General features: G+C 67.7%; 8 protein-coding genes and 2 pseudogenes. 4 read left to right on the forward strand and 6 right to left on the reverse strand.

Annotation, left to right across the window (positions count from 1 at the left end; translation table 11 throughout):
• The first annotated feature begins 363 nt into the window (after nt 1-363).
• Nucleotides 364-816 carry a hypothetical protein gene (locus ACGFNN_RS32655; protein WP_393561377.1) on the forward strand — a complete coding sequence of 151 codons (453 nt, stop codon included), beginning with the start codon at nt 364-366 and terminating at the stop codon, nt 814-816.
• Nucleotides 817-1,007: 191 nt separating this feature from the next.
• Here the strand turns inward: ACGFNN_RS32655 and ACGFNN_RS32660 are convergent.
• The 5 genes and pseudogenes from ACGFNN_RS32660 to ACGFNN_RS32680 all read right to left on the reverse strand — a co-directional run bounded on the left by ACGFNN_RS32660 (nt 1,008) and on the right by ACGFNN_RS32680 (nt 6,784).
• Nucleotides 1,008-1,852, reverse strand: a pseudogene (locus ACGFNN_RS32660) (IS5 family transposase).
• 38 nt (nt 1,853-1,890) lie between these two features.
• Nucleotides 1,891-2,211 (reverse strand): CPCC family cysteine-rich protein, encoded by a 321-nt coding sequence (locus ACGFNN_RS32665; RefSeq protein ID WP_393561379.1) that lies wholly within the window; start codon nt 2,209-2,211, stop codon nt 1,891-1,893.
• A gap of 58 nt (nt 2,212-2,269) precedes the next feature.
• Entirely contained in the window at nt 2,270-2,881 is a 612-nt protein-coding gene (locus ACGFNN_RS32670) for a hypothetical protein (RefSeq protein ID WP_393561381.1), read from the reverse strand.
• 181 nt (nt 2,882-3,062) lie between these two features.
• On the reverse strand, nt 3,063-5,810 hold the full coding sequence (locus ACGFNN_RS32675; protein WP_393561382.1) for a hypothetical protein: 2,748 nt from the start codon (nt 5,808-5,810) through the stop codon (nt 3,063-3,065).
• Between the two features lie 473 nt (nt 5,811-6,283).
• A complete protein-coding gene (locus ACGFNN_RS32680; RefSeq protein WP_393561384.1) occupies nt 6,284-6,784 on the reverse strand; it encodes a hypothetical protein in 501 nt (166 codons plus the stop codon).
• Between the two features lie 1,549 nt (nt 6,785-8,333).
• Here ACGFNN_RS32680 and ACGFNN_RS32685 point away from each other — a divergent pair.
• The 3 genes and pseudogenes from ACGFNN_RS32685 (at nt 8,334) to ACGFNN_RS32695 (ending at nt 11,117) form a co-directional block, all read left to right on the forward strand.
• A complete protein-coding gene (locus ACGFNN_RS32685; protein ID WP_393561386.1) occupies nt 8,334-8,597 on the forward strand; it encodes a helix-turn-helix transcriptional regulator in 264 nt (87 codons plus the stop codon).
• A gap of 227 nt (nt 8,598-8,824) precedes the next feature.
• A pseudogene (locus ACGFNN_RS32690) lies at nt 8,825-9,584 on the forward strand (DUF6083 domain-containing protein).
• Nucleotides 9,585-9,647: 63 nt separating this feature from the next.
• Nucleotides 9,648-11,117 carry a UvrD-helicase domain-containing protein gene (locus ACGFNN_RS32695; RefSeq protein WP_393561388.1) on the forward strand — a complete coding sequence of 490 codons (1,470 nt, stop codon included), beginning with the start codon at nt 9,648-9,650 and terminating at the stop codon, nt 11,115-11,117.
• 296 nt (nt 11,118-11,413) lie between these two features.
• On the opposite strand, the gene ACGFNN_RS32700 is transcribed toward ACGFNN_RS32695, so the two are convergent.
• Nucleotides 11,414-13,813, reverse strand: a complete 2,400-nt coding sequence (locus ACGFNN_RS32700; RefSeq protein ID WP_393561390.1) for a helix-turn-helix domain-containing protein — start codon at nt 13,811-13,813, stop codon at nt 11,414-11,416.
• Nucleotides 13,814-14,158: the final 345 nt, after the last annotated feature.

Here is a 14,158-nt window from a genome sequence, read left to right on the forward strand (position 1 = left end):
TCCGAGCAAAGCACCGAGAAACTGGTACGCCGAGGTTCGATCGACGACCGAACCTGCGACTGCGGCAACGGGGAAGTCACCTGCCAACGCTGCAAAGGCTCAGGCGACATCCCTTGCGAGCAATACCGCCCATGTGACGAATGCCGTAGCCTCGACAGCTGCTCACGATGCGCAGGCACCGGCTTCCCCACCGGGAAAGCAACCGGCCAAACCGCGAAAGACACAGAGGACCGCGTCCAGTGCAGGCAGTGTGGTGCGCAGAACGCCGCATGCAGTACATGCCACGGCCGGGGCCGCCTCCAGTGCACAGCCTGCCAGGCAACGGGATCCAGAATCTGCCCCGACTGCGACCAGGACGGCACTGTGGCACACAAGCGCTGCGCAGGCACCGGCAGGACTGTGACCTGGACAGAAGGAGTTATCGCCAGAACGCCCAGCACCAGCGAGGTCAAGCTGCCTGAATCCGGAGTGTTCTACTTCGCTCGGCAACAAGCACGCGAACGCGGAGCGTGGGCACCGACGAAGCTGACCGACAACGACCCCCTGCATGAAGAGCTCACCAAGGAATTCGGACCAACCCTCCAGACACTACTTCTCCCGCACCAGCACGAAATCGCACGTCGCGCAGCAGCCAAATATATGCGGATTGCACGCATCACCGTGACAGAGCACCCGCACAGGGTCTACTTCGTCTTTCCCACGGCCACGGGGCCATACGTCCTGGTGCTTCCCTCACAGAAGCGAACCTGGCAGATCACTGCCATCGTGCTCGGCGCGCTCGCAATCCTCGCCCTGGTCGTCCGGCTCGTTACCTGATCGCTGACGTCGCGGAGCGTGAAAACGCAGCCTGTCAGCACATGCGGGTCAACCTCACCATCTCCGAACCCGGACGGCATCCGAGGAGGCCCCCCAAATTCGCCCGGGCGAGCGGCCGGACCCAACACGGTGACCCGCTCTCCCCCAGCGGCTGCCTCACAGGCACTCTGAGCTAGGGCCATTCGTTTGGATCAGCGGACGGACCACAGAAAGATGCCTGCGACGTGGAGTGCGGCGAGATAGATGGTCGCGGTCTTCTCGTAGCGAGTGGCGATGCCTCGCCACTGCTTCAAGCGGTTGATGCAGCGCTCGACGGTATTGCGCTGCTTGTAAATCTCCCTGTCGAAGGCCGGTGGCCTACCACCCCGGCTCCCGCGACGCAGACGGTGGCGTTTCTGGTCATTCGGCACGGGGATCACCGTCCTGATGCCGCGGCTGCGTAGGTGCTCGCGGATGGCGCGTGAGGAGTACGCCTTATCGGCCAGGACCACGAACGGCCTGGTCCGAGGCCGTCCCGTGGGGCGAGGAACACGCAAGCGCGTCATGACATCCGTGAAGGCGGGGGCGTCACCCGCTTGTCCGGCGGTGAGAACGAAAGCCAGAGGCCGACAGTTGCCGTCTGCGGCAAGGTGGATCTTTGTGGTCAGTCCGCCACGGGACCGACCGATGGCATGGTCGACCGGTTCGCCGGCCGGTGCCCCCTTTTTCGGGCGCCAGCCGCGTGCTGATGCGCGCGCACGATGGTGGAGTCAATCGAAACCGCCCAGTTGAGGTCGTCGTCCGCGTCGGCCTGGGCCATCAGGGCGGCGAACACCCGCTCCCACGTCCCGTCGCGGGCCCACGTCCGCAGCCTGGTGTAAACGCCCCGCCAGTTGCCGTACTTCTCAGGCAAGTGGACCCACTGCATTCCGGTCCGGAACTTGAAGGCAATCGCGTCGATCACCTCCCGGTGATCCCGCCATCTGCCACCCCGTTTCGGAGTCCGGTCAGGCAGTAACGGCTCGATCCGTGCCCACTGCGCATCGGTCAACGACATGACCTGTCAACGAGGTACCTCGTTGACCGGATGCCCATCTATTCAGCCACGTCCGGCATCTGACGTCGCGCCTCCGAGATCCACAACCCTTCGCCGCCGCGCGTCATGGACTCATTACACCCCTCGGCTGCATCCTCCAGGTACTCCAGCCGGGCCTGTCTCAAACTCAGCCTGCCGTTGGGCCCACCACGCACGATGTGCGCATCCGCGTCATCCTGGCCGTCGTCCTCCCATCCGCACTCCGGACAGATTTCGAAGTTGGCCCGTTCCTCCAAGGTCTTCTGGTAGCAGCAAGGGCACGCGATGAGGCTGTCACCGGCGTTGGTCGCCAGACTGGGGAACGGTTCTTCAGAAGCCATGGCCGACATCATCCCGCCCTCGCCGCAATGATCCAAGCGAAAGGCCCTAGATCTCCTGCTACGCGGGTGCAGCAGCAGACCCCTTGGAGGCAGGCGCGGACGCTGTAGAGGTGTAGTACACGGAGCGACCCTGCTTGGAGCGTTCCAGGAGACCGCGGGCAACCCCTTGCTCAAGGGAGTTACGCACGACCGTCGCCTGTACCTTGCGTTGCGGATGGGCCTCGGCCAGCGCGGCGGCAACCTCGGCTGCGGACCTCGGCTCGCTCTGCCCGGCCAGGTAGCTGCTGGCCAGCGAAGCCCAGGTCTCCTCACCCGCACCCTTGACCGGGGCGGTATTCCCGGCAGACGTCTTGGAGCCGTCCCTCTTCGAAGGCTTCGCCTCGCCCGACGCTTTCTTCCGTGGTGCAGCAGCCTTCCCGTGGCGTGCCGCAGGCACGGATGCCTTCTTCCTGCTCTTGCTGCTCCCAGAGGCCGCCTCACCAGGACCGCCGAGTACGACCTGCATCTTCACCAGAACCTGCTCGCCCTCCTCGAGCTGGCGGAGCTCGCCCTCCAGCCGGGCCAGTTCGGCACGTACCCGCTCCTGTTCGTTCCTGGTAGCCGCGAGATCTTCGGTGATCTTCTGCGCGTAACTTGCGGTGACTGTGGAGACAGCAGCGACTTCGGACATGAGGCCCTCGTCCTTTGCGAAAGTGGGTCAGGTGATCCCCTGATGCTACGCACACATCCATGCGGCCCAACTTTCCGGCAGTGGCTGCCCCAGCCGGAGCCAGTTCCTTATGCCGAACCCGAGTGATGGCAACTAACCTTTCCAAGATGGCCCGGGCGAATGGCGCTCTCGCTACGTGATGTCACCACGGGGGCGAGACTCTGCCGTCCGGTTCGAGCCCGAACCGCAGGATCTCGTCCACCGAGAGGTCGGAAGGCCTGGCCTGCCGTCGTAATCGCGCGAGCTCGTCCAGAGCGCCGATGTGCCCGGCATCCACGGCGGCCTGGCAGAGGCGTTCGGCGCCTGCGGCGTCGCCGGAGCGTTCTCGGTACTGGACCAGGAACACGAGCGCGTCGCCGTGGCCGGCGGCACCGGCTTCCAGAGCGAAGCGCTCGGCACCTTCGAAGTCGCCAGCTCTTGCCCGGGCCTGGATGAGCGAGGTGATCGCGGCGACGTTGCCGGCGTCTGCGGCCGAACGTGCCAACTCCTCCGCCTGCGAGGGGAAGCCTGTGCGTTCTCGTATCGCCGCCAGCCTGCCCAGAGCGATGGTAGATCCTGCGTCAGCTGCGACTCGGTACAGACGTTCGGCGCCGGCACGGTCCCGGGCAGACTCGCGCTGGTCACCGAGGTGGAGCGCCAGGCTTACTTCTCCAGCGTCGGCTGCTGTACGGGCGAGGCGCTCCGCCCCTGCGATGTCCCCTGCGTTGAGGAGGCGGTAGCCCAGACGGGTGGGTGTTTCCGTGTGCCCTTCCTCGACCGCGCCCTCGCTCTGTTCCGCAATCGCAACTTCATCTGCAGGTTCCCGATGACGGGCGAGCTCGTTGGGTGCATGCCTGCCCTTGGATTCACCTGCAGCGGAAGCAGGCTCCTCGCTGTCAGGAACAGGGAGCTCGCCATTCGGGGTCGCCTCCCCCTGCGGGGTGGCTGTCCACCGGGCGGCTTCCTCATCCCTGCCCATTTCTCGCAGCAGGCTGATCAGTAAGCTGCGCGCCTCAGGGTGTCCGGCCTCCGCGGCAAAGCGTGCAAAACGTGATGCGAGGGTGAGATTACTCGCATAGTTGTCCAAATAGTTTGCGCGGTTCACAAAGTCGGGGGCTGCACCGGCTTTGGCGGCGGCAATGAAGAATCTGTCCGCACCCTCCGTATCGCCGACGTGGTCCCTCAACTCAGCCAGCCGACGGAACGCGGCGGCGTCCCCGGTTTCGGCTGCTGCCTGCAGGAGCTGCTCAGCACCATCGGTGTCCCCTTCGGCGAGCCGTCGCTGGGCTCGCTGATGGGCAAGCAGGACGAACGCTTTCAAGTTGCCGGCTTCCGCGGCGATCTGGTGGAACCGCTCGGCGCCCGCCTTGTCGTGGATCACGGCTCGTTGCTCGGCAAGCCCCATGGCCACTGAGGTGTCCCCGCCGCTGGCGGCGGCACGGGCGAAGTGTTTCGCGCCTTCGGCGTCACCGGCATCCTGCCTCCGCTGAGCCATGACAGCCAGCAGACCGTGTTCGCCCTTCTTCTCAGCGGTAAGGGCGAGCTGTTCTGCCCGTGTGAAGTCATGGGCATCCCCGCACCGCAGGGCGAGGTCGATCAGGGGCCGCAAGGCCCCCAACTCGGCCGCGGTACGTGCGAGGCGTTCAGCCCGCGTGAAGTCATGAGCGATTCCGCACTGCAGGGCGAGGTCGATGAGAGGCTGCAAGGCCCCCTGCTCGGCTGCCGTGAGGGCCAGTGACTCTGCTTCCTCTGCGTCACCTGCCTGCGCCCGCAGTGCAGCCAGGCGAGCGAGTGCGTAGCTGTCCCGCCTTTCGGCGGCGGCGCGGTAGATCTGTTGCGCGCTCTCAAGGTCTCCGACGCTTTCGCGCCGCTGACCGAGCTGGGCGAGGGCGCGAGTGTCACCAGCTTCGGCGGCCGCATGCGCTATGCGCTCAGCCGCCTCGGCGTCGCCGTCGTGTGTGAGTGCGAGGCGCGTCAGGACGCTCGGGTTACCCGCTGCGGCAGCTGCGTGGGCCAGGCGCAGCGCGCCCTCGACGTCACCGGTCTGGTGGCGTAGCACGGCAAGGGCGCTAAGTGATGACACATTGCCGGCCTCGGCGGCGATCAGGTGAAGGCCAGCGGCATGCCGGTAGCGCGCGCGCTTCTGGGCAGACCAGGCCAGAGCCTGCACACTCATCAGGTCGGGCGGATGACGAACGGCGGCTTCCCAGAACGATGCAGGCGGGCAGAACCCACCACGAGTGCGCCGGCCGTGTTGTTCAAGGTAGTCGGAGAGCTGTGAGGCCCGCCCCGCCGAAGGGCTGCGCGAGGGGAGCGCAGCCAGGGGGCCCGGGGCCCCTTTGCAGGGTGCGGCACAGTACTGGAGCGCGTCCTGAAACCATCCCGGCCCGAGCTCGTAGCGCGTACTGGCGCCGAGGTAGCCCTCGGCGGCCTCGGCCAGCAGTTCGTGAGAGAGCGCAGGGGCGTGCCCAAGACGTCGGAAATCCATCGCGGCATGGATCAGCGCCAACGCACCCGCAGGCGCTGTGCGGTAGCGGGTGACGAGCTCGGGGACCCCGGCCAGGTACTGGGTCACCTCGCCGTCCACAGCCCTGGCCAGAGCATCCGCAAGCCTTGGATCCTCGGCAGAACGGGCCCGTACGGCCACCAGTTCCGCCCCTGTGAACGCGGTGGGCACGACGGTGTGTTCGCCCGTGTTGGCGAGCAGCTCCCGCTGCTGGCTGAAGGAGTCTTCGCCCGTCACCGGCCGCAAAGTCAGTGAGGCCCAGTACTGGGGCCACATCGTCGCCATGACCAGGACCGGCCCGCGGCGCCGGTCCCGCAGCAGCGTCCGCAGCCCAGCCGTGATGCGCTCAGCAACGGCCGGTTCAGGTGAGAGGAAGTAGTGCTGGGCTTCGTTGAGCCAGATCACGGTCCGTGGCCCGACGGCAGAGATTGCCTCAGCGGCGGCATGTGCCCGGGTGGGATCGTAGGGGTGCCACACCCGCCACCCCTTGGGCAGCCGCCGTACAGCCTCCCAGCAGGCCCGTGTCTTCCCGGTCGAGGACCCGCCCACCAGCGTGACCAGCACACTTGTTCCCGCCGTCGCGCGTGAGACGGCCTCTTTCAGATACCGGTCGTGGGCGCGCTCCACATAGACAGGCAGAGCGGGAAGGGCCATGGAAGCCGAGGGGGAGATAGCGCGGTGGACCTCCAGAAGGAAGGGGTCCAGGTCGCCGACCGCCACTGTCTGCGGTGCGGACACGCTCGCTGGAGGCTGAGCGGGCGCGGTGCCACCCAGGTGCAGGTGCTGGATATGAGTGGTCCCGGAGGCAAAGGCTCCTGGTGCTGTCGCCGCGATGGTGGTGATGCTTGGATGAACATCCGCTGTGGAGGCGTCTTGAATCAGGGCCCGGACTGACCGGGCCGGGTAGGGTTTGCGGGCGCGCCCCCGAAGTTCTGAACGCCGGCGGCGTAGCCCCCGTGCTCGGCACGGATGGTCACATCCCCAGCGGCTGCAAAACCGCCGTCACCGGCTGTCGCCGTGCCACCCGCCGCAGCGGGCCCAAGCTGTGCGACGGCAGCAGCCAGCTCTCGCAGGTAGTCGGCCAGCTCATTGCGCTGCGGACCATCGGCGGCGTCCAGGGCATCGGACAGGCGCACCGTCCACTCGTTCTCCAGGCGGCCGCGGGAACGCACCACTCCATCCGAGTCGGTGTCGTTGGACTCCAGCTCGGCGGCCGTGCGATCCAGCCGCTGCAGCGTTACCCGCTCGACGTCGCCGTCACCCCGGCTGGTCAACCGGGCGATCCGAGAACGAACGGCCTCCCACAAATCGGTCCCGGCCGCCGCCACCAGAGCCGCACCACCCGCCGTAGCGAGTGCTGCCAAAGCCTCCAGATCCATCCCAACCCCCTCAGCGCTGCACGTCCCCCGAGCAGACAACACCCCTCTATTGAAGAGTACTTGGCCGCATGCTGCTCGGCAGGTGAGAAGCAGCCAGAGAAAGGCGCAGGCGAGGTTGTGGGTGCCGGCGTGCTACGAGAAGGGTCGACTCGCCTCGACGGAGCGGTGGTGAGGTCGTCGGTCAGAAGCGTGGCGTCAATGGTGAGTTTGCCGGCGGCGATCCATCGGTCCTGCCCGGGTTAACCAGAAGGGGTGCTCGTGGGTGGCGGTCAGCTCCTTTCGCCGTCGGGGGTGGCTAGTGCCAGTTCATCTGGAGCGAACCCTCATGCGCAACGAGAGTGTTCCTTCTGCCTTGCGTTGAGTGCGCGGTCCTGGGGTGCCCAGTCGTCGGGTGCCCGGTGATTCGAGTCAGGTGAGGCAACTCCCACAGGACCTCGTCCTCCAAGCCTCTACGGTGCCATGAGGACAACAACCTCGAGCTGGTTAGTCGATCGAATAGGTCGCTGAGCTGCAGGGGTGTCTGCCCGCACAAGTGGGTGAGGAGCTCCATGTCCGCTGCTCCGGTGCCGTCGGAGTGGGTGTGCGAGGCCAGTGCGAGAGCGGCGAGCCGGCTGGCGCCGGGCAGCGAACGGTGAGTGGCCCGGGGAAGCGGCTGTAGTGCCCAGTGGGCGGATCGGGCGCGCTGCGGGCGCCGAGGCTGGCCCTGTATGGCCGCGTCGAGCAGGTGGGCCCGTACCTGAACCCGGCTGCGTGCGCTGCGGCGAAGCCAGCCTGCGTACTCCAGCTCGTCCCACAGATCTGCGCGCTGGTGCAGCCGCATGCCGCGCAGTAGCCCGAGCGGCAGGCGAACCTCGCCGTTCAGGTCCGCGCGCAGAGCGCACTGGAGGGCCACCAGCCGAGCGCCGGGGGAGCAGGATCGGGGAAGGGCCGAGGCGAGATAGGTGAGCGTCTGGCGCACGCGTGCCTGTGCGTCGGCGTGTTCCGCGGCAGTGTCGCGACCTGGCCGTGGATCCCTCCGGCGCGCCGGCATTGGCGCGAGGGATCCGGGCGTGCCCTCGGGGACGAGAGCCGTGTGTGAGGTGGCGGCGGCGCAGGCGGTGCAGACGTCTGCCAGACGCCACCGGCGGCCGCCGTGCTCGCCGGTGAGGGCGAGCCGGACCGGGCCGTGGCAGCCACGGTGGCGCCGATGCCAGCAGCAGCCCCGCTCCCGGCACTGGCAGGTCCGCAGATGCGTCGGCAGGGTGTCACGCTGGGCGTGCCGTGCCAGGTGCAAGAGCGCGGCCGAGCGTGCGGCGGCTCCTGGGGGCAACGCCTCACGGGCCAAGGCGCACTGAGAACACCTCAACGCAGGGCCGGGCCGGTAGGGGCGTACCTCCACCGTCCACACGCGCCGTGCCGTGTCATGGGTCAAGAGCCTCATCAGGCCCGTGGTCTCCGTTCCGTGCTGCGCCGCGGGACCGTCCCGCATCGGCGAATGTCACCCCCTCACTAGCAAATAGTGCAGAGGTCTGCACTGACAGGGCAGACCTCTGCACCATCGGATGGTGGGGTGACGATCTTCCCGCCCGACCCCGACCTTGCGGCGCTGCGCCTAGAACTCGCGCGCCTGCGGGCCGAGCGCGGATGGACCTACGACGAGCTTGCCGGGCGCACCGGCCTGTCCCGCCGCACCGTCATCGACCTGGAACAGGGCCACACCATCGGCACCCTCACCACCTGGCACACCCTCGCCCACGCCTTCGACGTCTCCCTGGACCGGCTGCTCGGCGCGATGTGCTCCGGCCACACCCCGCCCGGCACCCTGCCCGCCTGAGCCGCCCGCCCGGACGCCAAAGCAGCTGGGCCGACATCACCCGAAAAGGCGAGACCAAGACGAACCCCAGTTCCCCACAGGCTCGTGAGTTCCTTCGCATTGCTCCGAACGCGGGACGCCTACCGATAGCCCGTGAACCCTAGTTGCCGCTCCCTGGCACTGTCTCGGCCATGCGCCCTCAGCCCTGCACACACCGGCGGAACACCCGCCAGCACCCAAGCCCGGGCATGACCCTGCACGTACCCGACGGCCTGCCCAGGGCTGGCCGCTGCCGCCAGTGCGCCTATCCGGTCGTTTGGCAGCCGCGCACCGACCAGCAGCCCATCGCGCTGCACCCGGCTGAACTGCCCACCACCCACGTCCCCGACTCCTGGCGCTGGCATCTGAGCAGCGGAATCGCCCACCCTCACGTTCGGCGAACAGGCCTGGTGCCGCATCCCGCACACAGCCCAGTGCCCTGCCCGCACGCCTCTGTCCGACACTCCGCGCCCCGTGCACAACCTGCGCCGCCAAATCGCCCTGCGCAGCCGTCGCCTCACCGATGCCGCATCCCTCACCCCACCCCCCACTCCGCCGCGCCCCGCGCACAGGCCCTCTGTCGGCCGTCTCCCACCCGGTGGTGCAGCTACTGGGCCGCTACCTCGCCGACGACTCCTTCGAACGCATCCAGTGCGTCTCCGCCGCCGGGCCGGATGGCCATTCGCTGCCTTCGCCCCGTACAAGACCCGCACACCCCCACGGGCACCTGGAGGCTGCTGCCCCCTGCACCACCCGCGTGGCGCCGCGGCCCGGCCCGCCCGTCTCATGGCCGTCTACGACCTCACCCGGGCGACCCCCGGCGATCAGCGACGCTGGCGCGCTCAGCGCTGCCCCGAACACGCCGTTGCCCGACCGGATCTGACGAACACCGGATGGCAGGTCTTCGACCCAGTGCGACACACCGTCCACACCCACCTCCCGTACCCCGGCAGCCCCATCCCGGCGTGAACGCCGACGCCGAGCACCCTCTTCCCTCTGCCGCCGTCACCCCCGCCCCAAGGAATTGACCTCGTGAACCCAACTGATGAACAGACCGCCGCCGCAGACGCGTTCACTGATGGCCAGCACTTGGCCCTGCAGGCCGGTGCCGGCACCGGCAAAACCAGCACCCTGGCCCTGCTCGCCCACAGCACCAAACGCCGCGGCCGCTACCTCGCCTACAACCGGGCCATCGCCACCGACGCAGCCACCCGCTTCCCGGCCACCGTCACCTGCAAAACAGCACACGCCCTCGCCTACGCCGCCGTCGGCCACCGCTACCGCGCCCGCCTCAACAGCCCTCGCCAACCCAGCTGGAAAACCGGCCATTACCTCGGCATCACCAAGACCCTCCGCATCGGCGACCGCGACCTCTCACCCCGCACCCTCTCCTACGCGACCCTGCGCACCATCACCCGCTTCTGCCACTCCGCGGACCCCGCCCTCACCGACCACCACGTCCCCCGACTGCGCAACCTCGAGGACGCCAGCCACCACCGCGAACTCACCGCACTGGTCATGCCCTTCGCCCACAAAGCATGGGCCGACCTGCAAAACCCCGACGCGGGTGCCGTCCGCTTCGACCACGACCACTACCTCAAGATCTGGGCACTGACCGAACCGAGAATTCCCGCGGACTTTCTCCTCCTCGACGAAGCCCAGGACACCAACCCCGTCGTCGAACAGGTCTTCAACGCCCAGCGCAGTCACGCCCAGCTCGTCCTGGTCGGCGACTCAGCCCAGGCCATCTACCAGTGGCGCGGCGCCCGCGACATCATGACCGCCTTCCGCGGCACCGAGCTCACCCTGTCCCGGTCCTTCCGCTTCGGCCCCGACCTCGCCGCGGAGGCCAACCGCTGGCTCTCCATCGCCGCCGCGCCCATTCGCCTCGCGGGCACAGAAGCGATCCGCACCACCCTCGGCCCCGTCGACCAGCCTGACGCCATCCTGTGCCGCACCAACGTCGGAGCCATGCGCGAAGTCATGCAACTCCTCGACACAGGACACCGTGTAGCCCTCACCGGGGGAGGGGAATCTCTGCGAGCACTCGCCCGCGCTGCCGACGATCTCAGAGCCGGCCGACGCACCTTCCACCCCGAACTGCTTCTCTTCCCCACCTGGGGAGACCTGCAGGACTACGCCGCGAACGATCCCGCGGGGCGAGATCTCCAGCCGCTCGTCGACCTCGTCGACACGCACGGAACCGACGCCGTCCTCAACGCTGTTCACCGTCTCAACCCTGAGAGCACCGCCAACGTCACCGTCTCGACTGCCCACAAGTCCAAAGGGCGGGAATGGGCAGGCGTCAAAATTGCCGACGACTTCACCCCACCCCGCGGCACCGAAGGGAAGGACGACCACGGACGGCCTGTCCCCGGTCCTGTTGACGAGACAGAAGCGCGCCTTGCCTACGTCGCCGTCACCCGCGCCCGCCAACAGCTCGACCTGGGCGGCCTGTCATGGATCAACGACCACCCTGATGGAACACCACCTCCCGCATAGCCTCTTCCGAGGCGTCGGTGTTACCAGATGCCGTGTTCCAGCTCTTCAACGAGAGGTTCCACTGCGATTCATCGTCCGCGAAGGACGTGGAGCCGAAGGCGCCGACGGTCTCCTTGAAGCGGACCGAGAGCTCTTCCGGGTCCACGTCGAGCGCTCGACCGAGAGGTCACCACATTTCCTGCAGCCCGGCACGCCGTACCGTCGGCGGCACCGCACGGCTGCGATGCCACTGGTCACGCCGACCACTCCAGACCCGCCGGTCAACCGGTTGAAGCGGAGCCTGCGGGGGTGCGTCCTTACTGGTCAACGCTTTCGTCGACTTCGTCGAAGATGCTTTGCAGGGCTTCGACAGCACGGTGGTGTCCGGCTGCCGAGAGTTCGCTGGCCACTCCCTGGACGACGAAGGCATCGCCGGCGTCGATCACTGTGCGCGCGAGAGCCGTTCCGAGGCCGACCGTGTCTGGCCGTTGTAGCCGATGCCACAGCAGGAGCTGAAGTGGCCCCACAGAACGGCCGCGGTCCCGGGCGGTGAAAGCGAGTTCGTCCGCCTTGGCGTGCTCCCCCTGCTCCTCGGCCCGCATCATGGGAGCACTGGTCTCGCCCGCCTCGATCGCCTCCGCATATAGGCGGCGGGCCTCCCCGATGTTCCCTTCCTCGAGATACAACTCGATCAGCTCCTGGTAGCAGTCCACGAGCCCGGCGTCGATCGCCTTGCGGAAGTAGATCTTGGCCTGCGTCAGAATGCCTGCCCGCTTATAGCGGTAGGCCAGCCGGGAGTAGGCGTAGATGTCTCCGCTCTTCGCGGGCCGTGCGATCCGTTCGGTCCACTCGGCGGCCTCGTCGAACAGCCCGTCCTCAGCGAGCAGGAACACGAGGTTCTGCATGGCGTCGTCGTCACCGGTCTCGGCACCCTGCCGGAACCACCGCTCGGCCTCCGTCCGCCGACCGAACTCCAGGTGATGGCGCCCGACGTGTACGAAGGCATCCGGGTGGCCCTGATCTGCCAGCTCACGCCAGATGGCCGCGGCCCCCTCGTGCTCCCCAAGCTGGTCAAGGTGGTGTGCTTCCTGGCGCTGGTAGAAGTAGGCGAGGACGGGATTGCGCTGGAGTTGCCCCGATGCTCGCTGCTCACTGATCGTGGCCAGAGCGTTCTCCGCGCGTGCCCTGTCAGCTTCCTGCCCCAACACATAGGAGGAGCCGCGGTCATACAGACCGAACGGGTCCCTGCCGTCTGAGACGGAAGCGGACAGGCGTACCCGCCCTCGCTCGTACGCGGATGTGGCGAGGGCCTGGCGGTCCTCGTCAGTGTAGGCATGCTGCAGGGCGGCTGCCCAGAACTCCGCGGGCGGGCAGTCGTGGCGGAGTTCGTAGCGGCCGATTTCGAAGAGATATCCGGATAGCTGGTAGAGCGGCTGGTCCGGTGGGGGAGTGCCGGGCCTGGGCTGGACCGGGCTCAGGGGGCCGGGGACGCCCCGGCACGGGGCGGAAAGGTACTCCAGGGCGCTCTCGAACCGCCCAGGGGGAGCGTGTTCATTCCAGATGTGGTCAGGCGTGAGAGAGGCCGCAGTTGCTTCCAGCCCGGGCAGGGGCAGCATTGGGCCGTGGCCGAGGCGGCGCAACTGCACCGCGGCGATGACGAGATACCAGGCCGTCGGGGTGGCGTGCTCGACGCGCTCCAGGAGCGCCGGCACGCCCGCGAGGTACTGGGTGAGCCGCCTGTCAATGGCGACCGCGGAGGCCTCGGCGACACGCGGGTCGGCTTGTGCCGCCTCCTCAAGGGCCACAGGATCACAGATGAATTGGTCCGGGATCCGCGCGCGGATGCCGGCTCCGGTGAGCAGGGCCCGGGCCTGGGGGTAATCATCGCGGGGCGCAGAAGTGGCGGTGAGGCGGGCCCAGTCCTCTGGGTGGGCGGTCGCGAGTGCGAGGACGGGACCGCGCTCATGTGTGCGCAGCAGTTCACGCAAGCCGGCAGCGACACGCTCGCCGACGGCCGGGTCGCTGGTCAGCAGATAGTGCTGGAGCTCGTTGAGCCAGAGCACGGTGTGCGACCCGACCTCTGCCAGGCCCGCGAGCACCGCATCGGTGTGGCTTGGTGCGATCGGATGCCACAAGCGCCACTCGTCCGGCAGAAGTTGGACCGCCTCCCAGCAGGCTCGGGTCTTCCCGGTGGAAGAACCACCAACCAAGGTCACCAACGCGCTGCGCCCCTCCAAGGCGCCGAGAACCGTTTCACGCAGCAGCGCATCGTGTTCGCGTTTCACGTACACCGGCAGAGGTTCGGAGCCGTCATCGGCGGAGACATCGATCGCCCGCTGGACCTCCAGATCGAATGGATCACGGAGATCACGCACCAACTGCCCTGGCCGCTCACGAGCGTCGCCCCGAGCCTGGTGGCCAGCTGCGTGCCGTCCTGTGCTCGGCTGTCGGCGACGGAGCTGGCGATCTTGCCCTCGACCCTGCACAGCGTCCTGGCGCAGCTCCAGTAACGGCCTCGCCTCCGTGTTCAGCGCCTGGGCGAGGGTCACCAGCGTGGCCTCGGACGGCACCACCTTGCCACCCAGTGCCTGGCTGACTGTTGTCCGCCCCAACCTGGTCTGCGCCACCAGCCCCTTTACCTGCAGACCACGCTGCGCCCTGAGCGTGCGCAGCCTCAACCCGAGCTCTAACAACGGATCTTCGTGCACGTTCCCCATGTCCTGCCCACTCCGTCCCTCGGGCGCCCGTTTTCATTCAACTTTGTTCGGCCCGAACCCCGCTGAACACCGGAACTGCGAAATTCACCGAGGTCACCACCGTCCGATCACTCGGGAAGAAGACATGGCCTCACCCACACACCTGATGCTCTTTGCCCTACTCTTGGCGGTCCTCACACTCTTCTGCACACTCGTAGGAGCAGCGGCCGGCCTGCTTGCTCGGATCGACGGAGCAACCTATGCAGCTGCACTGTTGCGCGGTGCCTTAGCCTTCGCTGGCAGTGCCACCCTGTCCCTGGCACTGCTGACCTTCGCGATCACGGCCGGGCGGCTTTGACGGCCGGG

The organism is Streptomyces sp. NPDC048590 (assembly GCF_043199535.1).
In the GTDB taxonomy this organism is placed as follows: domain Bacteria; phylum Actinomycetota; class Actinomycetes; order Streptomycetales; family Streptomycetaceae; genus Streptomyces.

Excerpts from the sequence above, each read along its gene's own strand:
- ACGFNN_RS32665 (WP_393561379.1), bottom strand. The coding sequence starts at position 2,211 with ATGGCTTCTGAAGAACCGTTCCCCAGTCTGGCGACCAACGCCGGTGAC.
- ACGFNN_RS32670 (WP_393561381.1), bottom strand. The coding sequence starts at position 2,881 with ATGTCCGAAGTCGCTGCTGTCTCCACAGTCACCGCAAGTTACGCGCAG.
- ACGFNN_RS32680 (WP_393561384.1), bottom strand. The coding sequence starts at position 6,784 with ATGGATCTGGAGGCTTTGGCAGCACTCGCTACGGCGGGTGGTGCGGCT.
- ACGFNN_RS32700 (WP_393561390.1), bottom strand. The coding sequence starts at position 13,813 with ATGGGGAACGTGCACGAAGATCCGTTGTTAGAGCTCGGGTTGAGGCTG.